Consider the following 24,297-nt stretch of genomic DNA (forward strand, 5'->3'; position numbering starts at 1 on the left):
TGGCATATAGAGGAAATATCCCAAGTAAAGTAAAAAAGTGAATTACAAATTCTACTTGGCTCGAAAAATTACTGATTTTATCAGAGCTGACCCACTGCAATATGTGTGAAAATAATAAACAGGTCCAAAGGGTAAGGGAAAGCACAAAAAAACAAGTGAGATAATTAATCCTTTTAAGATACATAGGCATTAATTTATGGCTCAAAATTGATAGTGTTAGTTATGTTAGCACAAATTTTGTTATTGATCTTGGTTATACTTGGTACTTTGATATAATATTATTTTTTACACTAGAGGTTTTCATGCAAAAAAAAGTGCGATTTGCCACCATCGAAGATTTAGATTTTATTTATGATACTTTGCGTGAAGATTTAGATGAGCAAGGAGTGCTTCACCGCTTCAAATATTCGAAAGAAGACTTTAAAAACGCCGTTTTTGGTGAGAAACCGTTGGCGACTTTCTTAATCTTATTGATGGATGGGCAACCAGCAGGATTTACTAACTACTCCATTGATTATCGTAATTTCACCGCGAATTCTTTGGCAAATATTTACATTAATGATCTTTTCGTCAAAAAGCCATTTCGTCGCATGAGGGGCGCAGCATTATTGCTTGATAAAATTAAAGAAATAGCTAGGCAAGAACGGTGTGGTCGTATTGAATTTGTTGTGCTTGCAGAGAACATTGAAGCTCTCGAATTTTACGAAAAATTTCTTAAGAGCAAAATTATTAGCGATAGGCTCCATTATATGCGTTTGGAATTAAATGATTAATTGGCCTATGCTCTCGGATAGATAGTAATGGTATGGTTATTTAACCTGAAAGCATTGGTGCTATTCATTTAGAAGATATTGAAAATAATTTTCAATCTTTGCTGTTTGCTCGCGTATTGCATTCATGGAATATAAAAATTTTTCCATCTGTTTCTGATTAATATCGTTTCCATCTACGCTCGTTGAAAGTTTATTAAGGAAACTTGAGGCTGATTTTGTCATACTATTGATGATAACAATTGAATTCAGAAAATCATGTTTTAACTTATTTTTCTCAGTGGTGTTCATGTTACGTTCTCATAAGTTAATAGAAAGGGAGGTTCTTTTCCAACGACTGTTTTAAGCCAGGGCATATGACTAAACCGATCTTTGGAGTGTCCAGTGGCAAGATGAATTTCGATAAATCCTTTATCAAAGAGGTGTTTTGCGCAGAGTTCACCTCTGATATTGTTTCCCAGGTCAGAATCGATATAAATGACAGTTTTTTTATTGTACTTATCTATCTCATTAATGAATTCATCAAATGAAGAGTACGTTGCAATACTTTTTCCCGTATCCTCAGCTGCGAAGACCCAGGTCATACGCATCATTTCATCATCATCAATGAAAACCAGGTTGCATGCATGTTCAGGCTTTGGCATCTGAATAATTTTAATATATGGAACATAGGACTTTGGTATGATTTTAACACCGATACGTTCGCATTGCTTTCTTACAGTTACGTCTTCAAAGCAACTGGTGACTAGAATAGCTTTCTCATTTAATTGAAGCTCTTCTATAACGTCTAAGCCGGTTTTAACATCGCCAAGAAGCTCGTAATCAACTAAATATAATACTGATGTCAATGGGGAAATTTCTTGTTGAAAAAATTCCGATACATTATAAGCATGCATTAATTTAACGTGAGAAATAGTTGCAAATCGTTCATTCCATGCATCATGGATAGATGGATCATCATCTAACACTACAATTACAGAGTTATGCTTAATATTCATTGAGTCGCAGAACCAGTCTGGGTTATTAGCACGAACTAAACTAATGGTAATTTTTGTACCAATTTTTTCCTCTGAATGTATGAGCATTTTAGCATTAATTTGCTCCAAGTATTGTTTTGTATAAGCTAAACCAAAACCAGCACCATTTTTCTTATTGAAGCTGAATCCTTGCTCTGTAACCTTGGGCAAAATATCAGGAGGAATGCCACAACCATTGTCTTCAATAGTTATTTCAACATGAGCAGCATCACATGATAAAGAGATGATGATAGAACCATTAGAATTGACTGCTTCAATGCTGTTGTTGATGAGGTTAGAGAGAACACGCTTGAAGGAACCAAGATTAATAGTAGAAAAACAATAATAGGAGTAGTTTGATCCCTGTAACTTGATATTAATATTGGTTTGATAATATTCATATCGTTTTTCTGCAACAATGTTATCTAAAACCACAAATATTAATTCAGGATAATCACTATTATTTACATTGCTATCCTGAGGGTCAAAAAAATTATTTTTTGAATCCGAAAGTAGGTTATTAGCAATATCATTGATTCTTTTTGCTGCATTTCTAATCATAATGCGTTTATTTTCAGGAATTGATGTGACATCCGATACGGCAGTGTTTATTGCCGCCAATGGTGACCGAATATCGTGCGCAACTTGCTCAGCAATATTCTTTTTTACTTCGTAATAGGCCTTTTCTTTCTGTAAACTTATTATTTCACGGTGTTCCTCAATAAATTTGTTAGCAATTTGTCTGTACTCTTCAATTTCAACCTTTGTAAAATTGACAGCATTATTCGTTTGATGAGAAGAAATAAAATCAAGCAAATAGTTAGTATTGCTTGATATCTTATTTCTCATGGAAAGGAATAGGAATAAAAAATTGAAAAGAAATATTCCAACAACAACTAATAAAATTAATAATAGACCATAGGATGCAGGTAAGGTATAAATGGAATTGTATTGTTTTTTGGTGACCACATAGCCCAATATCTCCCCACCTTTTTTAATTGCTGTGATGCCAGAAATTTGCCCATTTTTTGCTTTGCATATAAAGAAATTATCCGTATTATTTTTCCCGCAATCATCTAAATAATCTTCAATGGAGTTAGGAAAAGCGATGAATTTTATTGAGTCCAGTTTACGTTCATTTCCTAAATTATATAATACTAAATCAAGGGCATCTTTATTATTAAGCAAATGGTACCTGCCAATTTCGTCAGTTGTAAAGGAGTCATTGATAATTAGATTTTTGGAAAATGTACTCATTTGATTATGTAAATAATCTCTTGCGAGCAGGAGTATAATTCCAAAAATAATAAACTGGATTAAAGCGGAGTATGCCATTTTTTTGATAAAAATTGTTTTGATTGATGCGCTTTTATTATTCATAGGCATATCCATCGTTATTAACTGACAAAATAACGTAATTAGATGATCGATAGAATTGATGATTTTTTAAATAAGCTCCGGTGACGCCAGTATAATCAATACTGAATATGCTATTTGTGTTAAGGATTCCTGTCTTTTCCAATGATTTTAAAATAATACTCATTGAATCATATGTATATGCTGCTAAAACGGTAGGTTTCTCATGGTATTTTTGAGTGTAAGTATTCTTAAATTTAGATAAAATATCATTAGGATGTATGAAGTCTAGATTACGAATGAAGTGAGAACGAATAGCCTTATCATTTAAGCGTATAAAAAAAGTTTGGCTTACTGATGAGCCAAAATTCTCTGTGCCAATAAATACAGTGTGGTGATCATTCATAACATTAGCAATTTTTGCTGATGCTATTGTACCGGACAATAAAAAAACATATTGGTATTTTCTTTTATTTAAAAATTTATTTATTTTTCCCTCGATATTACTGTCATTTTCGAGGAAATCAAAAGTTGTATATTTTATGTGTTCTCTTTTTAGGGCGTGGGAATACACTTCTTTATACTTTAGCATTTCATCACGATTTATTTCCGTAATGAGTAAGACATTGTCTATATTTTTATAACGGTTATGCAAATAGCTCAGCATTTTTTCCGCTTGATAATCATAGCTTGGCATAAAAATAAAAATATTTTTAGGTAATTGATCTTTATTGGTGGTGCTAGCGTAGGAGGTAAATATAGGTATAGTATCATTTTTCTGTTCTTTTATCGCTAGCAGCAAATCGGAAAGATACTCGAATCCAATAATAGCTGAACAGCCATCAGTCACCATTTGATTGTAGATATGTATTGGTTCTAAAGGTCGGTTATTATAAAAATAACTCTTAATTTCTACTTTATCGGTTAAAATACTTTGATCTTTGGCTAAAGATGCTGCATTTAGAAACGATTGGCCATATGATTTTAGGTTTTCTACAACTCTACCAGTTAAACAGATTTTGATTTGAGTTTGGGTATTTGCAACAGGGCACATTAATATGGAGAAGAGCAAAATAATGGATTTGGGACTACTTAATGAATTCATTTAGAAGCTCACTAAAACGATCGTTCTCTTCTAAATGTGGGTAGTGAGAAGATTTATAAAACGTTATAAGTTCATGATCTTTCGACAGTGCTGCTCCATGTCCATTCATGACAAAATCATGAAAACCATTTATCCATAATTTAGGAATTTTAAGCTCATCAATATTAACAGAGAAATTTGATTCATTTGAGTAAAGATCTTGTCTTACACTAATAAATGTATTTGTATCCAATGGTAAATTAATATGTTTTTGAATATCTTGAACCAAGTGATAATACTCTAAGTTAGCCCAGTATAAATAAGGTCTATCTTTATTTTCTTGGAAAATTGGAGTCAGTTGTTCTGAAATTTCCCAGAGATTATTAATATCAATAGTATCAATCTCATGAAACACTTTATTATACAGATTCACATTGCTTTTCTTCAAATAGGATAAGTCAAGCATTAAATTATTCAAACGAGGAGTTAGTATTGATTTAGCAGTAGAAATAAAAATGCCTGGAATAGGGGATGCAACCTTTTTATAGTAATCAAAAAGTAATTTTGCACCATAACTATGACCAATTAAAGCACAAATATTAATGTGGCATTGATCTTTGATATGAAGAATGATTTTGTGCAAATCGTCTATGTTGTCTTGATGCAGCACATGTTTAGTCAGTTTATTCGACCTTCCGCAGTTGCGCTGATCATACAAGATAATGTTGTATTGTAAAGAGCTAAATAAATGATGATGTTCAATAAGATACTCTAGCGTGCCACTGTTAAGACCTGGTCCACCATGAATAAAAAAAACATATGGCTGATCAGGATTATGGGTAAATCTGGTTATATAAAATTCAGGATGGGATAAAATATCTTTATTGTATGCTTTCATTAGTAATTATGTTCTCGAAAAATTCTGCGGATCCAAACAATTGGAGCCGCAAATTTAATGGCGGTGTTTTTTATTTCCTTTTTCACTAATGTGGTATGTTCATTTAAACAAACCAGATCATACCTTGCAGGCTCTTTTCCGTGTTTTAATATTCTGACAAATATCTCATCGTTATCCGCAATAATAATACACTCTTTGCCAATCGCATTCTCAATATTATTGACTATTATTCCGCCAACATAATTTCCAGGATATAAGAATGGAATCATGCCATCATCCTTTATAACGGTGTCGATGCTGTTCTTTAGTTCTCTGAATAATAACAATTCCTTGGCAATGTGGCTTTCATCGCCATCTTGTATATCTAAGTCTTTTGTGATTGGTGTTGCAGCTCTACCAATGCCATGCATTAACCACGATTCAGTACAATAAATGTTTAATTCTTTCGCTCTATTAACTATCTTTACAGCACCTGGTTGCGATAAACCTCCTCCCCAGGCTAATTCCCATCCTTTCAGAGATTGAGCAGTAATATTGGAATCACGGCAGAATTCTTCTCGTGCAAGGGACAACAGATGCTCACGAATGAATCTAATTCTTTTTCCTCGGGATTCAGGGGATGAAACGTTGTCTACTGCAGTATTGCTCATATTCCAATAATTCGGTTAGGTGTATGTTCATTCTATCATATACCAAAATGGTTAATAAATCCTCGTAAAATTTTACCAAGAAAGCATTATGAAAAAAACAATAAATTCAAGTTGTTATAACTTAATGGTTGTTAAATTAAATTAATTTTAACTTTTATGGTAAAGAATATATTGAAATTTTTACCATTAATGGTACTCTTGTTTGAGGATTCAGGCTTAACAAGTAATGGATATTTAAAAGATGTGTAATGAAATTACAATTAAAAATGGACTACAAGCAGTCCTTACTTATCACAAAGAACGAGCAGCGATGGAGTCGTTATTTATAGGCCTTCCTGATGGCTCCTCATCGTTGATTAAATCACTAATTACTTTAGCTGACCCAGTAACAGGGATCGTTGGCGATATTTCATACAACGAACTGGCCCGAATTCTTACAATCAATCAAGCACCGGGTAGAAAAAATAGTGGCACACCAACAAAACAAGCCATACGCAACCACATCAAATCAATTGAGCGCGAATGCGGTGAATATTTTAAAGTAATTTCCGAAGGGCAAAAGCTGCAATTTTTATTTCCTGAATTTCCTAAAATTTTTAATAAAATTTTTGAAAACAGAGAAGTTAACATAGATGCCACCTTATCAAAGACCCTTGAAAATACTGAACAAAACAATGTTTCAAGCCTTCAAGCTAACACAGAAGTTAACATAGAGCGCAACACACCACCCAATGCTGTAAAGAATAATATTATTTATATAAATAATAACAAACAAACTTACACTGACATGATTTTTTCAGGAAAAAAAGCCATTGCCGATGACTTTTACCCTGACGCGGAAACAATCGAAATAGCCTTGGCAAAAGGCTATGCCAATGTCATTGAACCTTCTCAAATTGCAGCATTTATCAAGCATAACAAAACAAACAAAACACAATGGGCTGATTATAACCCAGTATATTTTCGCTGGTTAGAGCGTCATGCAGAATATCAAGCACAACAAAAACAAAAAGCACAAGGACAATTAAGGAGTAATCGCAATGAGCGTCGTACCTATCAAAAACCTACTCAACGAACGGCACTTGACCAAGTCAGCGAACATCACGGAATCTCATGCGATTCACTATGGGATATACCAAACAACAGATGCCAGGAAAACAATTCTATTGAAGGAAGACTTATCAATGCTGTGGATGAAGCTAACAGCAATTTATGGGCAGCTCTTTGCTAGTAAGCATGGAATAGAAGATAACGGCACGTGGTTTAAGGTGCTGAATGATTTAACCCCTAGAGCACTAGAAAGTGGATTGGAGCGATTGATGAGTTTGAGTCATGGCAAACAATTTTGTGAATTCCCACCAAATGCGTTGCAATTTCGCGCTTTATGCCTTGGCTTTTATGAAAACTTAAGATTGCCATCTGCTTCAGATGCTTACCGGGAAATAAAGGCACGCGCTTATGTCACAAGCCAAAACTGGAGTCATCCTGCTGTTCGATTTACGGCTAAAAGAATGGGCTTGAAGTTTTTAAATGAAAAAGATGACGCTAATACTTTTTCTATATTTAAAAAGGCTTATGAACAAGTGTGTCATTTAATCAAGCAAGGCCTTGAAGTACCTGAGATTTCGGAACCTGTGATGTTGTCTAAAACACAAAACAAACATGTTGCCTCAGAGCATCTTGGAAAAATGCGACAAATACTAGGAGTCTTGTGATGATTATCCCAACTTTAAAACAATTTTCAAAACATGAGCTCATTCACTTGCTAATGGAATGTGCCAAACATTTAGAACAGGCCTATCAAGAAACATTGGATCGTGAGCTTTGGCGCGTTGCTGTGCAGGCAAGTTTTGCCAGCGAGTTCTTACAATTTGAAGTTTGCGGTCAAGAAAAAAATTATACAACTCATTAATAATAAAAGGAAAAATAAATGTTAATTCTAACCAGGCGAATTAGTGAAACTATGATAATTGGAGATGATGTCAACATCACGATCTTAGGTATCAAAGGGAATCAAGTACGGCTAGGCATTAATGCACCAAAATCGATTTCAGTGTACCGTGAGGAAATTTATCTAAAAGTTAAAGCAGAAGAAAAAGAGCAGGGGATTTGTTTAATAAATCCTAAACACTTTACTGAAAACACCAGTCAAGCTGTTAATTGAGAGCAAAAAACAACAATAATTTAAAAGGATAATAATGAAAATAACAAAAATGAATGCAGCAATCCAATACTCAGCACTAGTATGTGCTGCATTAACATTAGTTGGGTGCGCAGCCACCCAAACGGCACTAGAGCACCATACTTTAGAGGCGAATACCAAATTAAGTAAAACAATATTTCTTGATCCGGTTTCACCATCACAAAAAACAGTTTTTGTCTCTGTTAAAAACACCTCAGAAGAAAATTTAACTCTTGAGAAACCTCTCGTACAAGCATTAGCTGAGCGTGGCTATCGGGAAGTGAATAATCCCTCGCAAGCCCACTACATGATTCAGGCTAACGTCCTCAAAGTTGGCAAAATGAGTCGCTCAGCTTCTCAGAATGCACTCGGAGGCGGTTATGGCTCCGCGCTAGCAGGGGCTGCTACTGGTGCTGCCTTGGGTTCATTTGGTAACTCCAATACAGTGATGGGTGGCGGCATTGCAGGCGGTCTTGTCGGATTAGCTGCCGATTCGCTAGTAAAAGACGTCAATTACACCGTAGTGACGGATGTTCAAATTTCTGAGCGCGTTGGAAAAGGGGTAAGGGTGCAAGAGCATTTTAATTCAGCTCTTGAGAATGGGACAGCATCAGGTACTTATCAAACATCCAGCAAACAAACCAATTATCAGCGTTATCGCACCCGAGTAGTATCCAATGCTGATAAGGTGAACCTGTCCTTCAAAGACGCAAGACCTGCTTTAGAGCAGGGGATAGTGAGGACTTTGGCCGGCATTTTCTAAGGTAAGTCTAATGGACTGCCAATGTGTTTTGCATTGGCAGATAAACAATCAACAGAATTAAAAAAAGCGCTTTTTAATGCGTCACGGGGATCTTTTACCTTGAAAACACTAAATAAGTTAAAAAATGTAAAAATTGTTTTGTTTTTAATCTTGTGCGCCAGCTCGGTCGGCGCTGCCAATCTCACCCAGGTAAACCGATACGCCACGGTGGAAAATAAGCCTTTAATCTCCCAGATTAATCCCTTATTGACCGTGCAACAAATTCATTTTCCCCAGCAAATTCATACCGTTGGTGAGGCACTAACTCATTGGATGCAGTATTCAGGGTACTCCTTGGTAGATGGAGCGGTACAAAACCAGGCGCTTAAAGACATCATGCAGCAACCTTTGCCGCAAGTTGATAGAAACCTTGGTCCATTAACAGTGCGCGATGGGCTGGAAGTATTAGTCGGCCAGCAAGTGTTTTCACTCATTCAAGACCCACTTCATCGCACGATTAATTTTAAATTAAAACCGCAATACGCCCAAGTAGTAACTCGTTCTCAAGGAAAAAAAGCATGAAAATAAACGCCATTGCATCAATCAAAAATCTATGGGTACTCCCAGAGCGCAAAGTACTGTTTTTCTCAACTCTAGTTCTCGTCATGGGTGCATCCACAGCGCTTGGGGTTGCCACTATTCATAATGAGCCAACACTTGCGCCGGAACAAACTTCAAGCTCGCTTGTTCTCTCTCGTTTAAACGAGTTTCAATCTCAATTAAAAACTTTGTCAGAAAACGTAAACAAACCTTTACCCGAAGTTAATCTAAAAGCCATCACGCAACAAATCGCGCAACTATCAAGTCGACTGGATCAATTACGCGAAGCCGACAGCAAGCAGCTCACTGAAACGTTAACACACACGCAAAATGCATTGGGTCAAGAGCTTCATTCCATCAAAGAAGTTGTGACGCACCTGGATGATAAAAAATCTCCTATTAAATATCTGCCGCTGAAAAGCCTACCTTTTGCAATTGTGAGCATTGACAGTATTCAGCAGGTTCCTGTTGCCAGCGTGACCTATGACTATAAAACAATTCCTTTGGAAAAAGGGGATGCATTAGCCGGCTGGAAGGTTGTCAGTGTGGATTACAGCAAACAACGCCTTGAGCTTGAAAATGCTCAATCTGAGCGGGTTTTGGTTACCCATGAGCATGTGGGTTAGGAGAGAGGTGCACGTCATGGCTAAAAAAACACTGATATTAAGCCTTTTGGCCTTAAGTACAAGTGCCAGTGCTGAGTTAACTATCCCAGGGATTGCGATGCATCACACCAATGCTAGTGCGCTTGCAGCTACGGATAAAACATTGGCTAAAACAGGTCTGTCAGTGAATGAAGACGACATTACTTCAGATCAGGACATGAACGCCTTAAAACTAACACCGTTGCAATTGCATGACGCGCGAGTATGGGGACTCACTGAAGATGAAGAAAAACGTTACGTGTTTCTAATGCAAAATCGAAGTGCCATTTATTATAAAGGATTAAGACAAACACCGATTGATGTTTTAGGAATTAATGCCAGAAATGAGGCCGAGCGGTCTCATTTTGCAGAGCTCTCAGCGCAAATGGAAGCACAAAAGGTATCTAAAAACATTGCCTGGAATAATGCTTTTTATAAGGCATACAACCAGCTGTTTGCCAATGTGCCTGTAGTGGGTGAGTTTGATGCTTCTGTCTTTTCGCCAACAGCCTATAAACCCATAATTTTAAACGAAGGCGATACGTTGTTTTTATTTATAAAAACAGATGATGCCATTAAAACAATCCTTTTGGCGTTAATCGATGCCATTAATACCAGTCCGAATACGCGTTTGCATCTGATGATTCTGGGCGCTGATGATTTAGCCATTCAACAATGGGCCAATCAAAATCAAATCCCGCACGAATTAGTGACTGCTGGGACTATTTCACTCAATCATGGTGATTTGAATTTTGAATCGCTCACCGTGACCAAAAAAGTCACTCCATTATTGTTATTAGCGCGACATGGTGCATCAAGCCTTGTTGATTTGGGAGCCTTTTAAAATGCGTACTCTGTGTTTTTTCATCTTCTGGTGTTTGATAACGACTTGCTATGCACTTAAGGTCATTGCTCTTGAGATGCCTGTCATTGAAGCTGCCCCATATTTGGAATCCGATCAGACGCAGCGCGAAAAACATACTGAGCATCCTGACTCAGAAAAATTTCCTTTGCCTGTATCCAGTCATATAAAAGCAGGACCTGTGACTACTCATACGATGAAGCAAAATCTGTTATCGCACCCGCTCTTTGTCGTGGGTGATGATGCCTTATCCAGATCCTGGCTAAAAAAGCATGCCAGTCAATTGCAAAAACTTCATGCGATAGGTTTCGTCACTAATGTGGCAACAAGTACCGCGTTACATGAGTTAATCGAATTGGCTGGTCTGCCATTAGCGCCTGTTGATATTGATGAATTAGCTATCCTTTGTGACGCATCCCATTATCCCTTTGTCTATGATGTGGGGGTTGTATGGCAGTAGCGAACAAGCAAAGACCCATTAAAAAATCGTCTCGGATTACGCGTGTGATGATGAGCTGGATTTGCATTACCTTTTTAGGCTGGATGATTCTAATTGGTTGGACTTTAATCTCCTGGATTAATGAGGGCTTTGAGCCAACGTATAAAAAAGTGCAGCGTCTTGCGCTGATGCAGACTTTGGTTGTTCGTGAATTTAGCGATGCCTCATTTGTCAAGTGGCTCAATGAATGTGTTAGCACAAATTTCCAGGCCCAATCTGCGCGTATGGTGCTCAGCGCACAAAACGCCGGAGGAAAATTGACTCAGGCTGCGCAAAAACATATGGGTGCTCTAGCTCATCAAAAGGATGTGCCAATGGCTCCTGAACTAATACAACTTTTTAATGATCTGTGGCTAAAGGCACAACAATTTTGGCTTTTATTAAGTGCAACAGGACATCTCTTACTGATAAAGCTTGCGATTCTAATTACAGCCATACCCTTATTTCTATTAGCCGTTACTGCAGGGCTAGTGGATGGACTGAATCAACGCGCCATTCGTACTGCCTCATTGGGGCGCGAATCAACGTATGTGTTTCACAAATCAATTCCTTTTGCGCGAAAAACAGTGTTTTGGGTTTTAGGTCTTTGGCTGGCACTTCCGCACGCATTACCTCCTTCACCCATTTTTGTAACGTTAAGCGTGTTACTCAGCCTTGTGGTGAGTGTGACATCCAGTCGATTTAAGAAATATTTATAAGGAGAAATGATGAAAAAAATGATGTTGGGATTGGGGTTAATGCTGTTCAGCGCGATGAGTTTCAGCAGCCAAGCCGAGCTTAATAAAACGCTGGTGCGGGTAATAAATCAAATCAATGCAACATTGCCTTTGCTAGACGAAGCGCAGGACGAAATAGAGCCTAACTCGCGCACTCAATTGCACATTCATGCTTTTGAAGGACCCGATCAAAAGACGCGCCCTGGGGTTCGCGATGATTTAGTGGCTATTCGTGATGCGTTGATTGACTACATCAACAAGCCTGCCATTGAACCTAAAACAGTTAAGCCTCTGGCTTTTGACTTTGTAGGGAAATAGCCATGTTGAAAGAAACAGCCACTGATTTTGCAAAAGCATTTAATGAAGCGGGGGGACAACAGGCCTTGTCCTACAGTGGAATTATTCGGTTTGTGGCTTTGATGTGTGTGATTTTAGCCATTCTTTGGTCGATTGTGCATTTCATGAGTGAGGATGCAAAAGCCTCAGAGATTTATTTAGCAACGCTTGGTTCAAGAACCGTGCGACTGCTTATAGCACTGACTCTATTTATAGGTTTATTAACAACAAAAGGAAGTTAGAAATGATTGATGCAACAAAAATGAATCGTTGGGCGTTAAAGGCAGGAATTGTCTTAATGCATCTTAGCTATGCACCCGCTCTTTTTGCAGACAGTGGCTGGTTTCCCAAAGTAGCCGCATCGGATGACATGACGTCAGGCAATAAAAGTGCGATGACCGTGTTATCGAATGTAGTCAAGCAGGGCTTGATGATTTTGTTATTTATTGTCTCTGTGGTGATGTTTACCAAATTTATTGCCACGGTGTCTCACGGCATAGAGGAAGCCAAAAAACACGAAGGGGGCTCTATGGCGGTATTTGCCAACTTTGCGGTGATGGGGATTATATACCTGGTCATCAGCATAGCAACGGGTTATTTAGGGTACACCATCATCACTAACTTTAAACTTTAAGAGGTAGTGTATGACTACTCCATCAAGCCGCCATTTATCTCATGATTTCCCTGCTTATAAGGGGCTTACTTTGCGCGAGCTCTTAGTTCTTGTGGTGATAACAACCAGTGTGGCGTGTTGTGTTTCTACCTTTATTGGTTTTTTTCTTGGTTGGCCAGGTGCCTTCGGATGCTTAGGATTGGTTCTGGGTTTTATTGTAGCGGTGAGTCTCATGCCAAAACCTGTATCGCGTTTGAAAGTGGGGAAACCACATGGATATTTAGTGAAAAATATCAGAATAAAATTGGCCCAATTGGGTCTGATTCAATCGCCTTACCTGACCCATCGCGGTCTGTGGCACACATCAAAACGATTAGGAGGACCTCGTGTTTCACTATTGGAAAAAGATTGATGCACTCAATCAAGTTAATCGGGTGCTCTTGGCTTGTATCGGGCTTTTGGTGTTCTTAAGTGCTGGACTTATTGTGGTATTAGGTACTGCGCCAAAAAAAATGGAGTTTTGGCTTGCTCCTGCCATGGTGGCTAATGGAGGGCTCATAAAGTCAGGTGAGGTTCCTGATGAGTACGTGCATGGGTTTGTTACCTCACTGGTACCTCCTTTGAACACCTGGTCCCAATCAGGCCAAGAGGAGTTTGCAACCAACCTTAAAGGATTTCATTACTATTTTACCCCTCGCCATCAGGAACTGGTGCAGCAGACCTTTGGCGCGTATCAAAAAGCACAGTTATTTAGCCGTGCCCAAGTAGCCAGTTTGTACCGCTTTTTAGAGCCAGGCGATGTGAAACGATTGAGTCACGATGCCTGGGAAGTGCATTTGGTATTACGCATTACCCAGCGTTTAAACGATAAAAGTCCGATGGTTATTGCAGACAAAGTGGTGGACTACCACTTACGGGTAGTCAAAGTAACTTTATCTAAATTACTTAATCCCTTTCAGTTAGCGCTCGATGGCTACACAAAGCCCGAGGTCTTGGTTACCGACTTATTAAGTCAAGAGGTTAAAGGAGAAGAGCATGATCTTTAAACGATGGATGGTATTTCTGATGCTTTGTGTGGGTAGCGCGCACGCACAAGAGCTACCAGCACAACATGTAGCGTGGGATAAGACGCCCATTCACATTACGTTACCCTTAAATCAAGAACGGCTCATCCGTTTTCCTCTGGCAATCAGTATTGTGGATTCAGAGCTTGATAAAGACGTAGGCGTTATGAAGATTCAAGATGCCTTATACCTTAATGCGCGTGCGCCCATTATCAACAAACGTCTCGTGGTGCAGCTTATGCCCTTTGGTGAGGTCATTATTTTAAGTATCTCAGCAAACAAAGAGGCGACTGATGCTGCTCCTATTGAAGTTCTTGTGGCAGCAGGAGATGAGGAGCCTTCTACTACGGAAGAGCATGAACAAGAAGAAGCGCCAACCCAAGCCCCGACAATCAAGGCACCAGAAGTGAACCCAGTGTCGTTAACTCGTTTTGCCATTCAATCGCTGTATGCGCCAGAGCGCTTATTAGTGACCCCACCAGGAGTTGCTCGTTCTGCTATGCGCACCCATAAAAACATTGCTCTTGTCTATGGGGCCAGCATTATGGCTCGCCCTTTGATTTCTTGGCAGGGTGGGGATTTGTATGTGACGGCCATTGAATTAAAAAACGAGCTTAAAAAAAGGGTGGTGATTGATCCCCATCAACTGGTCGGCAATTGGCAAACAGCCACGTTTTTTCCAACCAATACTCTTGAATCGCGTGGCAGAGCGGATACCACTACCGTTTTTGTGGTTTCTGACAGACCTTTTGGTGAGGCTTTATCCCAAACTCAGGAGTTTGTTCGATGAAAAAAAATATCAGCCTTAAGGTGTTAACAGGCGTTGTGGTGGGTGTGGTGGCCCTTGTTTTAATCAACTCAGGTAAAGGTGGGCCATCGCAAGCCGCGGAATCAAAAGCTGATCCGAATAATTTAAATGAAGCCATTAGCAGTCAATTTAATGACAACATTCGTGATGTCTCTGCACGGCTTGTTCAAACCGAACAAAAAATGCGAGCTATAGAGATACAGAATAAAACATTGGCAGAGAAAAATGCCGAGCTTACCGCGTCCAAAGAAGAGGGAGGGGTGGTCATTCGTCAAGAGCTTGCTCCTGAAGTGGTTGAAACCATGGAAGCATTGAAGAAAGAGCTGGCTCAATTGAAAGAATCACAGACACCGCAAGGTGATAGTGAACGTTATCCACTAGGACAAATAGCAAGTAATGGCCTGCTCACTGCACCAGGCGCCGTTTATGATATTGATAATCAGCTCATGAAACATCCGCTCAGTGAACAGGAAGTCAGTTACTGGAATAAATTAAACGCACGGCGAAAGCAAATTCAGAAATCAGTGGTCAAAAAATCCAAAAAAATCATGCCTAGTCAGGAGGAGAAAGAAACGGACATTCCTTATTACACCATTCCTGCAGGAAGCGATCTAGGCAATACGACGTTGCTGTCTGCATTAATTGGTGAGGTGCCTATTGATGGCAAGCTCATGCAACCACTCTTCCCTTTCAGCGCCATCATCAGTCGTGGGGATTTAATGGCATCTAACGGCGTGCCACTTCCTCCTGATATTTCCGGGATGAAAATCAGTGGATATGCCATTGGTGTGGGGTCATTTCTGGATAATATTTCCTGTGCACGAGCTTATGTTACTTCGGTGTTATTTACCTTTCAGGACGGGCATTTTGTGGTGGTGGGTAAAGATCAGATGTCCAACTCAGTCGATTTAGTCAATAACGAAAGTCTTGGCTATCTGACTACCGCCTACGGTAATCCATGCATTCACGGAAAATATTACACCAATGCGCCACGCGTGCTTATGGCCATGATGGCGACGGGCGGTGCGCAAGGGGTAGGCAACGCGTTATCGCAATGGCAAATGACTTATTTTGCAGGGCCTAATGGGGCAACCGCAGCACCTACAGGCTCTTTTGGTCCGTATGCTGCAGGTGGCGCGCTTTCAGAAGGTACGGCCAAGGGTGGAGACTGGCTTGAAAAACGCATACAAGGCAGTTTTGACATGGTATTTGTCCCTGCCAGTGTGCCTTATCGTATAGGCGCTGTGCAGCAATTTCGCCCAAACCGAATGTCACTTCATTTAACTCAAACAATTAACTTAGACAAGCAACCTCAAGGGAGGGTATTGGATTATGGTCATTTACAACATTACACGCATGATTTTAGTCTCAAGTAGCTTATGGCTTTTGAGTTCGTGCTCATCATCATCTGTGGCCTCAGGAAACATTCCTGAAGAAGGACTTACTGTAAGTCAGATTTATAACCAAAGCGTAGCGAGCTCTTCTCAAAGCTGGTCGGCGCCCAGTTACAGACGCACTGCAGCAAGTAGACGTCCTGTGAATTATCAGGGGGAAACACGAACTGCAGCGAATGAAACCAAGGCACTATTTAAAGCCTTGGATAATCCCGCTGTACCCATTTACATCTACCCGCATGTGGCACTGATTGGGGATGAGCAATTGGTAAAACCTGGCTTTACAACGGAATTTTTTCTCTACAAGCAAAATCAGTTTGCATTGGCCAGTGAGCGTTATTAATTAAGGGGTTGGGAATGAAACGAGTAAGCCAGGCCGTCAATTGGTTACTAGGGGAGGGCAGTAAAAACCCTCCCAAAATGGCAACGATAAAAAAAGGATATGCCAAGCAAGAGCATTCTTTGGCTGAGTGCCTGGCCTTTGTTGATTTTTGTGATGAGACCAATCTTTTTTTGCTCAATGATGGAGTGAGCGTAGGCAGTGGATTTGAGTTAGGTGATATTCCAGCTGAGGCCACATCTCCTGAGCATCTACAGGCTGTATTTAGTAAAATTCGCGATACTTTTGCCAATGTGGTGCCATTGCACCAAGAAGATCCTTGGGTCATGCAAATGTATGTGTCTGATGAGTATTCATTAGATCCCGTGTTAAAACACATACAAAGTGCGATTGCTCCAGAACTTTTAAAAACCCAATTTACAGAAGACTACCTGAATCGCCTGCAGGATCTCTTTAATAAAATGGTACGGCCGCAAGGCTTATTTTTAGATCCAAAAACAGGGGCCGCCTTTCGAGGGCGAAGGAGGCGAATTCGAGTGTTGTTTTACAGACGTTACCAACACCTTAAAACAACACGTGAGCAGGCAGTCCTTGAACATGAGGACGTTAGCGCACAAATTATTGCCAAGCTCATCTCTCCAGGACTTACCTTAAAGCGGTTAACAGGAAAAGCGTACTACAGCTGGTGGGTTAAATGGTTTAATCCTAATCCAGCCTTAACAGAAGGCGATAGTGAGCAGCTTTTGCAACGCTTCCCCTATCCTTATGGAAATAAACCCGCCGGGTTTTGTTTTCCTCAAAATATATTTTTTAGTCCTGTGGTAAGTGATGAGAAGGGATTTATTTTTGATGAAATAAAGCATCGCGTACTTTATGTGGATGGTTTAAAAGAAGCACCTGCGATTGGCTTAATTTCTCGTGAAAAGCCCCAGGCAAATCCCAAGCATCGTTACGCCTTGCTCGACAAACTGCCTGAAGGCTCAATTTATACTCTTTCGGTGGTCTTTAGCAGTGACGAGGCGCTTGATGCGCATTTAATGCGTATCGAAAAAGGAATTATTGGTATAAGTCTTAAGCCCTCGGAAGTTCGCAATGACATTAAGACTGCGCGTGATGAACTGTCAACTGGAAATCGCCTTTTTTGGGTGAATCAGGCGGTGTATTACCGTGGAAAGGATGAACAGACGCTTGCGCAGATAGAAAAGGATCTGCATTCCTTATTTATCGATGCCAAGATGCCCTTAATCAGCTCGGCTTTTGATGTGCATCCATTAAACAGCTATCTCAATGGATTACCCTTTAGTTTTGTCCCTTCATTTGCACGCAAACATTTATGTTATGACCGCTTGGTATTTGCATCGGAGCTGGCTGCACTTTTGCCGGTCTATGGGCGAAATCAAGGAGCCAAACATCTGCCGTGTTTTACTTTTTTCAATCGCTTGGGCGAGCCGGTTTTATTTGATGTATTGCATCACGATTTTGTGAGTCAGAACTCACATATGGCACTTTTTGCAAACTCTGGCGGTGGAAAATCCGTAGCAACGGGTTGGATGATCAACTCCTTAATGGCCACAAAAAACGCGCGTATTGTGTTGTTTGAAATGGGAAATTCATTTGATCGCATGCTCGTTCACGCTCAAGCAATGGGCAAGAAAACCAAGCAGCTGCTATTAAGCAACAAGAAAAGCAAGGCTGTTCCCTTAAATCCTTTTTGCGAAGCCTATAAGGCTATTCCCGAAATCAGTGACAATTTATCGGAAGAAAAAGCTGCATTACTGGCGCAAAAGATGGTGGATTTACAATCTCACTTATCTGAAAAAGCAGAGATTAATGATTTAAATTGTGATGAAGAGTCGCGCAGCTATTTAGCAGAGCTTCTTTTAGCACTGCGCACCATGATAACTGAGGCCAACGAAGAGGAAGAGAAAAAATTCTCCTTGAGTGATGAAACACTGCTGATTGAGGTATTAAGTGATGCAGTTCTGACATCGTTTAAAGATGAAGTGCCGCAAATGCTGACAGAACATGTATTAGCAGCTTTTGCACGACGAGTTGAACTCGAAGAGGTACCGCGCAAAAAAGACCGTATCCTAGAGATGCACGACAGGCTGAATAGTTATGTCATCAACAGCAATAAATCACGTTTTTTTAATGTGCCTACAGAGCCACTTGGGGATTTTGATATTTTTCATATCGATATTTCAGCGATTAAAGACGACAAGGGCAAACTGGCCTTAGTGATGGTGTCTTTATTGCCACGAATATTAGCTATGGCGGAAGCAACTCAAAACGACAACCGACCCACTTTTTTATTTATTGATGAAGCGCATCTTCAATTTCAAATTGATGTGATTGTCTCAAGTTGTCTGTTAGCGGCAAAGGTTGCACGAAAATTAGGGTTATGGCTTGTGCCTGTGACCCAGAACGTGGCGGATATGAACTCAGAGAAGGCGACTAAAATCCTCTCGCTCATTGAAACCTGGATTTTGTTAGGCCTGGATGAAAAAGAGCTTGCAGATGTGAAGCAGTTTAAGCAATTAACGCCTGAGCAAGAAGCGCTAATTCGTGACATTGATTCCCAAAAAGGACTTTATGCCGAAGCTGTATTACTGGGATCACGCTATCAAGGGTTATTTCGCGTGATTCCACCTCGTTATTTATTGGCATTACTCATGACTGAAAAGTCAGAAAAAGCATCGCGCCATCTTCTGGAGGAGCAACATGACGTACTTAAAGCGGCAGAAATCGTGGCAGAGCGCCTGGAAAATAAAACTCACAACGCATTGGAAGAGCACTGCTTTTATGATGATTAGTCTAATGAGCTTAAGTCATAGCGTCAACGCAGAGGTGATTGAGGTGTTTACAACGACAGCGCATCCTGTTGCTTTAAATGGATTGCGCGCCAAGGTGTGTGAACTCGACGTATTAAACAAAATGACCGATGAATTGAACCAAAACATGAGGCAAATTGTGGCATCAAATCAAGTGGATGAAATTCAAAATGCACGCATAACCGCTTTTTATCGCTGTCAGAATGAAGCAAGGCTTTATGAGCTTAAATCCTTGCCGGCCATAGTCATTGATAAAGCCTATGTGGTTTATGGAATGCACGCAGTGGATAAAGCCTTAATTGCAACACGGAATCATCATGAGGTGCGTCATGGTTAAGTGGAGCCTATTGCTTTGTGGGGTCTTTTTTTCCATGCCAGGAATGGCGATGGAAAGTACAAAGCCACCTCATCCGATTACAACACCGCAAATAGCTGTCAAGGTTTTAAAACAACTGACTAAAAACAGCCGCGTCCGAGTTATTGGTACTTGTTTTTGGCTGGACAATGGTGTTGTACCTAAAGTAACCCCAGGACCTGCGATATCTCAATTTGTTCCTGATTTGGTGGTGACGGTGTCCAACAATCCTGGTGAAAACCCCTGGATGGAGGTCAATGCACTTTATGAAAATAAAGGAGCCTTAGAACTTTATCAATCGACATTTAAATCGGTGATGCAAATGCCTTTAGGTTTTGGCGATGGTAGTGGGCAACTGGCCTCCCAGCACATCAATGAAGACCGAACACGTGTCGTCAGTGTGATAGGTAGTCCTGGCGATGTGTATCAAATCAAGGGGGTAACTCATCTTCCTGAAACCTCGTTTATGAAATTGTATTACTCAAGTCTTGCAGATGCGGTGAATGAGCGAACTGAAAATGGTGAGATTGCCTACATGGCAACTCACCCACACCTTTTAATCAACCATGAAATTGGTAGTGCTTTTAATTCATGGGGACCGGAAATACCTCGTTTAATGCGGGTAACTCAGCCTTCACGCTTTAAAGCGTCAGTAGTTGCTGCTCTGCATGCGGCAGATATTGTGACGAACAAGGGAGTGCATCTGAAACAGTCTACCAAAAATGCCTGCGGTCCTCATTGTGTTGTCGCAAACGTAGTGTTTGATGCAAAGCGTGAGCACATTATTTGGCAGGAGGTTTATCCAAATAATCGCAACATTACTCCAGGTGATTCATCAGATTCTCGGGAAAAAGATGATTTGAAGGGCAATGGAAATTACGTCTTTGTGGTGTGGCGTCAGTACAAAGGCTGTGTCAAACAAGAAGGCAAACTGATATGGGGTCCTAATGTTGGTACACCTCAAAAACGATAGGAATAAACTAATGAAATTAAGTGCAGTAACGTTAAGTGTTTTGATGAGTACCGGTGCGCTGGCAAGCTCGCTTTTCCCTAACCAATCAGAATATTACTATCAATTAGGTAGTTCTTCTGACGTGTTTGTACCGCCTGTTAATCGTGACCAGACCATAACTATTGGTGGGTATATAAATGGCGGGGGATTGAACTGTAATTTATTTAACTCCGTGGTTTCAATTACCAATACGTTGCAAGATTTAAAAAGCACGGTCAATGGGATGCCCGCGACTGTAATTGATAATTTAAAAGGGTCAGTTGTAGGCTTTCCTCTGTACAAACTGCAACAATCCATGCCTGGTCTTTATAATATGTTACAAAACGCAGCTGCGGGTGGGCAAAATGAATTTGCTATGCGCGTGGCGGATTGCCAGGCAACAAAACGCGCACTTGAAGAAGGTAACTCGCCCATCAATGGTATGTTGTCTGTTTCTGATTCTCAAGGCTGGTTGGACGCCGCGCAACGAGCCAGAAAGGGTGAAGCAGTCGACGTCACCAAAACGGCTAAAGACATTGCCAATAAGGGTGAAGAGTATGGACTGCCCTGGGTGCATCGTGCTGCTGGAAACTCAGGTGGAAGCAACCAAGTATCCATTAAGGTAATTAATGATGTCGTAATCGCCGGCTATAACGTGTTGTTGACACCATCAGGAGGCTCATCACGCGCACTGGATGATGTAACAGCAGCCTCCAATGACAATTTGAAGAACAATCATTTCGTTCAGATTTGGCCAGATCCTAAAAAGGCTGCACATTGGGCGGTAATGGTCTTGGGCGATATTCAAATAACTCATAAAAAAAATGCAAGCGATAAAGACGTGCAAGCCGGCATTGGTTTATCGACTTTATTACAAAGCTGTCCTAAGAGTGCGAGCAGCGCTACTTGTGTCAGTAATGTCAGTGCGGCCGTATGGAAGTTAGTGGATAAGGAGTGGCCTTTAACAGAAGAAAATTTACGAAAAATCAGCGCTTCTAATGTAGTCATCACCGATGAAATTATTACTGCGATCCAGCGTATGCCACGCGAACAACAAATCATGACGGTATCTAAGTTGGGTGAAGAGATTGCCATTCAAAATTTAATGGATGAAGCCATTATGCTCCGCCACCTTCTGCAAGCAGGCATGCAAATACAAGAAGTACAACACTTAAAACCAGCCCAAGTCATGGTCACATCTGCACTAAATAAACTGGATAAAGAAATTCATTCACTGTCGTTTGAAAGTGACGTTCGTAAAAAAATGATGACCCAAACCTTAAATCTTATTATGGACTTGCGTACCCATGATTTAGCAAAAGGAATGCCTGATACGACTCATGAAGAAGATTTAGTTAAAAACGGTGCGGTTTATCGTAACAGCGATACAAAGGAGTAAGGTCATGATCGTATTTAGTCCGTTAGCTCTTTATACCACCTATCTTGGTTGGCAGCAGTATGATGTGCTGTTTGATGCATTATGGCAAACAGGGCTTTTATATCTTGGTTTTTTGATGGTGGGGCATCGTTATCTCAAAAACGTATTAGCGCCAGCTGGATCTACTCATCATGCCGCAGAACACGCATTGAACAGTTTCTTATATGAGCTGGCTGTTACTTTTTTAATTTGCGGGATATTTGTTTACCCCTGCGTTCCATTAGAGCAAAAAGGCTTATCTTTTAAGCCGATGTGCACTATTAAAAAAGGGGCCGAGGTGAGTGAGTCGCATATTAAAGACTCAGGAACCACCTATGATGAAACGTTTGCGGATGTCTTAACCGATAGGGTCAAAATGCCTATTGGATTTGCCATTTTGCAGAACCTGTTTTCCAGTTTTACTTATGGGATCATGAAAGTCACTGGATGTACTGACAGCCTTCATTCCATCCAAGGGGATTTAATCTCAACTTATATTCCTCATGAGCTGCGTGCACAGGCACTACAGTTTCATCGACAGTGTTTTTTAGAAGCGCGCAGCAGTTATTTGAATGAACCCAGAAGTGATGCTGAAAAAGCAGAAATAAAAAGAATATTAAAGAGTCATGGTGGGGAAGACGACCTGAATTGGATGGGATCGAAAACATTTCGAACGTATTATTATGGAAAATTAAGGGCAAGAGAGCCTGTTGCAGGGTTTTCCTATTCTCAATACCCAAATCCCAATTTTGAAAATGCTGCTAAAGATGATGCTACGGTAAACGAGCATAAGCCTACTAATGGATACCCTACGTGCAATCAGTGGTGGGATCAAATTCAATCTGATTTAGTACAAGCCTCCGAAAAGGCGAGTTATTTCGACAAACACATTGGCAAAATGGACGTGAGTCAACGGGTTTTTGATTACAAATTAAAACATAAATTAGCCTGGAGTTCTGATTTAACCCCGCAAGACTACATTGCAAAAGTTTTAATACAAGACAATCGTGATTTACAGGCAAAAAGCTCAGAAGCACTGATGGACCCAACGAACAGCAGTATGGGGACTGTTCTCTCTCGTGGACTGGTTAATATCGGTCAATCTGTTAAATCCTATACGGCTACCCCTTTGAAAAGAGAAGCAACCATGCAGACCCTGCCGGTGATGCATGCATTTTTCACCTTTTTTCTCATCATTTTTACCCCTTTGGTTCTTGCATTAAGTGGCTATAGCCCTCGTGCCTTGGGTAGTCTTTGCGGTTTATTTGTCATGGCGATTTTTGTGCAATGCATTTGGCATTACGTAGGGTTTTTAGAACGAGCGGTTGTTGATCCCTTAGGAGAAAGTGACCTCGTATCTGCGATGCGTAATATGGCCGTACTTTTCTATTATGCAGCTCCAATATTGCTCTTTAAGTTATCCAGTCATTTTGGTGGGGATGCGGGGGCTGGTTTGGCAGGATTAATCGATACATCCAAAGATCATTCAAATGGAGTTGCTGAAACGGCCGCAACAGTTGCTAAAACGGGGGCTAAGATTGTCTCTGGTCCTTTAAGGATATAACCATGAATAGAAAACTAATCTCGATTGGTTGCTTTATAAAATTCATCGGATGTGATGGTGCCTCGTTCTCTGCGTGCGTGTGCTTCTGCGGCTCCACATACTGGATGTTTAGATTCAGAGCCAATTTCAAGAAGGGCACTAATGATTGTCAGCAGCAACCTCAGTGTAATACGAGTACTGTTCCACAGTACTTTACCAAGGGTCAATTCAGTTCTCATCAGGAGCTATCCTTATGTTAAAAAAATTCCTTAAGCCTTCAATTATAGTAGTAATTCAAGTGATTTTGCTAGTGATTTTCATCCTCTGTATTACGCCTTTTTTGTTAAAAAATATTGATTCATTGAACCATTTTCGTCAGTTGATTCAGCAATTCAAATGGCCTTTATTACTCATCCATGGGGTTTTTTATACCCTGCTCTATTTTTTGTGGCCCCTTTTAATAAAAGTGCTCAGTCGGCGACAAGCAATACCACCAAGTGATGAGCAACGGCGTGGCGCATTGAATGCAAGACTTTATTTAATTGGCGCCTTCATCATTTTCGAATGTTTGAATTTATTAAGGTAA

General features: G+C 40.3%; 30 protein-coding genes. 25 read left to right on the forward strand and 5 right to left on the reverse strand.

The window, feature by feature from the left end:
• The first annotated feature begins 302 nt into the window (after positions 1-302).
• Positions 303-773 carry a GNAT family N-acetyltransferase gene (locus LDG_RS14505; RefSeq protein WP_006872175.1) on the forward strand — a complete coding sequence of 157 codons (471 nt, stop codon included), beginning with the start codon at positions 303-305 and terminating at the stop codon, positions 771-773.
• A 284-nt stretch (positions 774-1,057) separates the two neighbouring features.
• Here LDG_RS14505 and LDG_RS14515 read toward each other — a convergent pair whose 3' ends face one another.
• Genes LDG_RS14515 through LDG_RS14530 form a run of 4 tightly spaced genes read right to left on the reverse strand, consistent with a single transcriptional unit; the run spans position 1,058 to position 5,774 of the window.
• The gene (locus LDG_RS14515; RefSeq protein ID WP_006872177.1) at positions 1,058-3,166 is read right to left on the reverse strand and encodes a sensor histidine kinase; all 2,109 of its coding nucleotides are present in this window, start codon (positions 3,164-3,166) and stop codon (positions 1,058-1,060) included.
• A complete protein-coding gene (locus LDG_RS14520; RefSeq protein WP_006872178.1) occupies positions 3,159-4,247 on the reverse strand; it encodes an ABC transporter substrate-binding protein in 1,089 nt (362 codons plus the stop codon). The genes LDG_RS14515 and LDG_RS14520 overlap by 8 nt, the downstream gene beginning before the upstream one ends.
• Positions 4,231-5,124 (reverse strand): alpha/beta fold hydrolase, encoded by an 894-nt coding sequence (locus LDG_RS14525; RefSeq protein ID WP_006872179.1) that lies wholly within the window; start codon positions 5,122-5,124, stop codon positions 4,231-4,233. Before LDG_RS14525 ends, LDG_RS14520 begins: the two co-directional genes overlap by 17 nt.
• Positions 5,124-5,774 carry a helix-turn-helix domain-containing protein gene (locus LDG_RS14530; RefSeq protein ID WP_006872180.1) on the reverse strand — a complete coding sequence of 217 codons (651 nt, stop codon included), beginning with the start codon at positions 5,772-5,774 and terminating at the stop codon, positions 5,124-5,126. The genes LDG_RS14525 and LDG_RS14530 overlap by 1 nt, the downstream gene beginning before the upstream one ends.
• A gap of 241 nt (positions 5,775-6,015) precedes the next feature.
• On the opposite strand from LDG_RS14530, the gene LDG_RS14535 reads away from it, so the two are divergent.
• Genes LDG_RS14535 through LDG_RS14645 form a run of 23 tightly spaced genes read left to right on the forward strand, consistent with a single transcriptional unit; the run spans position 6,016 to position 23,732 of the window.
• The gene (locus tag LDG_RS14535; RefSeq protein ID WP_006872182.1) at positions 6,016-7,005 is read left to right on the forward strand and encodes a hypothetical protein; all 990 of its coding nucleotides are present in this window, start codon (positions 6,016-6,018) and stop codon (positions 7,003-7,005) included.
• On the forward strand, positions 6,959-7,489 hold the full coding sequence (locus tag LDG_RS14540) for a hypothetical protein (RefSeq protein WP_006872183.1): 531 nt from the start codon (positions 6,959-6,961) through the stop codon (positions 7,487-7,489). The genes LDG_RS14535 and LDG_RS14540 overlap by 47 nt, the downstream gene beginning before the upstream one ends.
• Positions 7,489-7,686 carry a hypothetical protein gene (locus LDG_RS14545; protein ID WP_006872184.1) on the forward strand — a complete coding sequence of 66 codons (198 nt, stop codon included), beginning with the start codon at positions 7,489-7,491 and terminating at the stop codon, positions 7,684-7,686. Before LDG_RS14540 ends, LDG_RS14545 begins: the two co-directional genes overlap by 1 nt.
• An 18-nt stretch (positions 7,687-7,704) precedes the next feature.
• Complete coding sequence (gene csrA / locus LDG_RS14550) at positions 7,705-7,938, forward strand: carbon storage regulator CsrA (protein WP_006872185.1); 234 nt, start codon at positions 7,705-7,707, stop codon at positions 7,936-7,938.
• A 34-nt stretch (positions 7,939-7,972) separates the two neighbouring features.
• Complete coding sequence (locus LDG_RS14555; RefSeq protein ID WP_006872186.1) at positions 7,973-8,719, forward strand: complement resistance protein TraT; 747 nt, start codon at positions 7,973-7,975, stop codon at positions 8,717-8,719.
• A 21-nt stretch (positions 8,720-8,740) separates the two neighbouring features.
• Positions 8,741-9,280: a PFGI-1 class ICE element type IV pilus protein PilL2 gene (pilL2, locus tag LDG_RS14560; protein ID WP_083821483.1), complete on the forward strand. Its 540-nt coding sequence runs from the start codon at positions 8,741-8,743 to the stop codon at positions 9,278-9,280.
• Positions 9,277-9,924: a hypothetical protein gene (locus LDG_RS14565; protein ID WP_006872189.1), complete on the forward strand. Its 648-nt coding sequence runs from the start codon at positions 9,277-9,279 to the stop codon at positions 9,922-9,924. Before pilL2 ends, LDG_RS14565 begins: the two co-directional genes overlap by 4 nt.
• Before the next feature lie 16 nt (positions 9,925-9,940).
• Entirely contained in the window at positions 9,941-10,786 is an 846-nt protein-coding gene (locus LDG_RS14570) for a TIGR03759 family integrating conjugative element protein (protein ID WP_040536090.1), read from the forward strand.
• A 1-nt stretch (position 10,787) separates the two neighbouring features.
• Positions 10,788-11,264 (forward strand): PFL_4695 family integrating conjugative element protein, encoded by a 477-nt coding sequence (locus LDG_RS18670; protein WP_050805580.1) that lies wholly within the window; start codon positions 10,788-10,790, stop codon positions 11,262-11,264.
• Complete coding sequence (locus LDG_RS14580) at positions 11,255-12,001, forward strand: DUF4400 domain-containing protein (protein WP_050805581.1); 747 nt, start codon at positions 11,255-11,257, stop codon at positions 11,999-12,001. Before LDG_RS18670 ends, LDG_RS14580 begins: the two co-directional genes overlap by 10 nt.
• 9 nt (positions 12,002-12,010) lie before the next feature.
• Positions 12,011-12,337 (forward strand): hypothetical protein, encoded by a 327-nt coding sequence (locus LDG_RS14585; RefSeq protein WP_006872193.1) that lies wholly within the window; start codon positions 12,011-12,013, stop codon positions 12,335-12,337.
• Between the two features lie 2 nt (positions 12,338-12,339).
• Positions 12,340-12,597, forward strand: coding sequence for a hypothetical protein (locus LDG_RS14590; RefSeq protein WP_006872194.1), 258 nt, complete (start codon positions 12,340-12,342; stop codon positions 12,595-12,597).
• Between the two features lie 2 nt (positions 12,598-12,599).
• Complete coding sequence (locus LDG_RS14595; RefSeq protein WP_006872195.1) at positions 12,600-12,989, forward strand: hypothetical protein; 390 nt, start codon at positions 12,600-12,602, stop codon at positions 12,987-12,989.
• Positions 12,990-12,999: 10 nt separating this feature from the next.
• Positions 13,000-13,380 carry a TIGR03750 family conjugal transfer protein gene (locus LDG_RS14600; RefSeq protein ID WP_006872196.1) on the forward strand — a complete coding sequence of 127 codons (381 nt, stop codon included), beginning with the start codon at positions 13,000-13,002 and terminating at the stop codon, positions 13,378-13,380.
• On the forward strand, positions 13,355-14,014 hold the full coding sequence (locus LDG_RS14605) for a DUF2895 family protein (RefSeq protein ID WP_006872197.1): 660 nt from the start codon (positions 13,355-13,357) through the stop codon (positions 14,012-14,014). The genes LDG_RS14600 and LDG_RS14605 overlap by 26 nt, the downstream gene beginning before the upstream one ends.
• The gene (locus tag LDG_RS14610) at positions 14,004-14,822 is read left to right on the forward strand and encodes a TIGR03749 family integrating conjugative element protein (protein ID WP_006872198.1); all 819 of its coding nucleotides are present in this window, start codon (positions 14,004-14,006) and stop codon (positions 14,820-14,822) included. Before LDG_RS14605 ends, LDG_RS14610 begins: the two co-directional genes overlap by 11 nt.
• Entirely contained in the window at positions 14,819-16,216 is a 1,398-nt protein-coding gene (locus tag LDG_RS14615) for a TIGR03752 family integrating conjugative element protein (protein ID WP_006872199.1), read from the forward strand. The genes LDG_RS14610 and LDG_RS14615 overlap by 4 nt, the downstream gene beginning before the upstream one ends.
• Positions 16,173-16,577, forward strand: a complete 405-nt coding sequence (locus LDG_RS14620) for a TIGR03751 family conjugal transfer lipoprotein (protein ID WP_040536091.1) — start codon at positions 16,173-16,175, stop codon at positions 16,575-16,577. The genes LDG_RS14615 and LDG_RS14620 overlap by 44 nt, the downstream gene beginning before the upstream one ends.
• Positions 16,578-16,591: 14 nt before the next feature.
• On the forward strand, positions 16,592-19,387 hold the full coding sequence (locus tag LDG_RS14625) for a conjugative transfer ATPase (protein WP_006872201.1): 2,796 nt from the start codon (positions 16,592-16,594) through the stop codon (positions 19,385-19,387).
• Positions 19,377-19,742: a DUF1525 domain-containing protein gene (locus tag LDG_RS14630; RefSeq protein WP_040536092.1), complete on the forward strand. Its 366-nt coding sequence runs from the start codon at positions 19,377-19,379 to the stop codon at positions 19,740-19,742. The genes LDG_RS14625 and LDG_RS14630 overlap by 11 nt, the downstream gene beginning before the upstream one ends.
• Positions 19,735-20,733: a TIGR03756 family integrating conjugative element protein gene (locus LDG_RS14635; RefSeq protein WP_006872203.1), complete on the forward strand. Its 999-nt coding sequence runs from the start codon at positions 19,735-19,737 to the stop codon at positions 20,731-20,733. Before LDG_RS14630 ends, LDG_RS14635 begins: the two co-directional genes overlap by 8 nt.
• Before the next feature lie 10 nt (positions 20,734-20,743).
• Positions 20,744-22,150 (forward strand): integrating conjugative element protein, encoded by a 1,407-nt coding sequence (locus tag LDG_RS14640; protein WP_006872204.1) that lies wholly within the window; start codon positions 20,744-20,746, stop codon positions 22,148-22,150.
• A 4-nt stretch (positions 22,151-22,154) separates the two neighbouring features.
• Positions 22,155-23,732 carry a conjugal transfer protein TraG N-terminal domain-containing protein gene (locus LDG_RS14645; protein ID WP_006872205.1) on the forward strand — a complete coding sequence of 526 codons (1,578 nt, stop codon included), beginning with the start codon at positions 22,155-22,157 and terminating at the stop codon, positions 23,730-23,732.
• A gap of 14 nt (positions 23,733-23,746) precedes the next feature.
• On the opposite strand, the gene LDG_RS14650 is transcribed toward LDG_RS14645, so the two are convergent.
• Positions 23,747-23,950: a hypothetical protein gene (locus LDG_RS14650; RefSeq protein ID WP_040536093.1), complete on the reverse strand. Its 204-nt coding sequence runs from the start codon at positions 23,948-23,950 to the stop codon at positions 23,747-23,749.
• A gap of 14 nt (positions 23,951-23,964) precedes the next feature.
• Here LDG_RS14650 and LDG_RS18675 point away from each other — a divergent pair, with 14 nt between their 5' ends.
• Positions 23,965-24,297 (forward strand): hypothetical protein, encoded by a 333-nt coding sequence (locus LDG_RS18675; protein ID WP_006872207.1) that lies wholly within the window; start codon positions 23,965-23,967, stop codon positions 24,295-24,297.

Source organism: Legionella drancourtii LLAP12, from assembly GCF_000162755.2.
Classification (GTDB): Bacteria; Pseudomonadota; Gammaproteobacteria; order Legionellales; family Legionellaceae; genus Legionella; species Legionella drancourtii.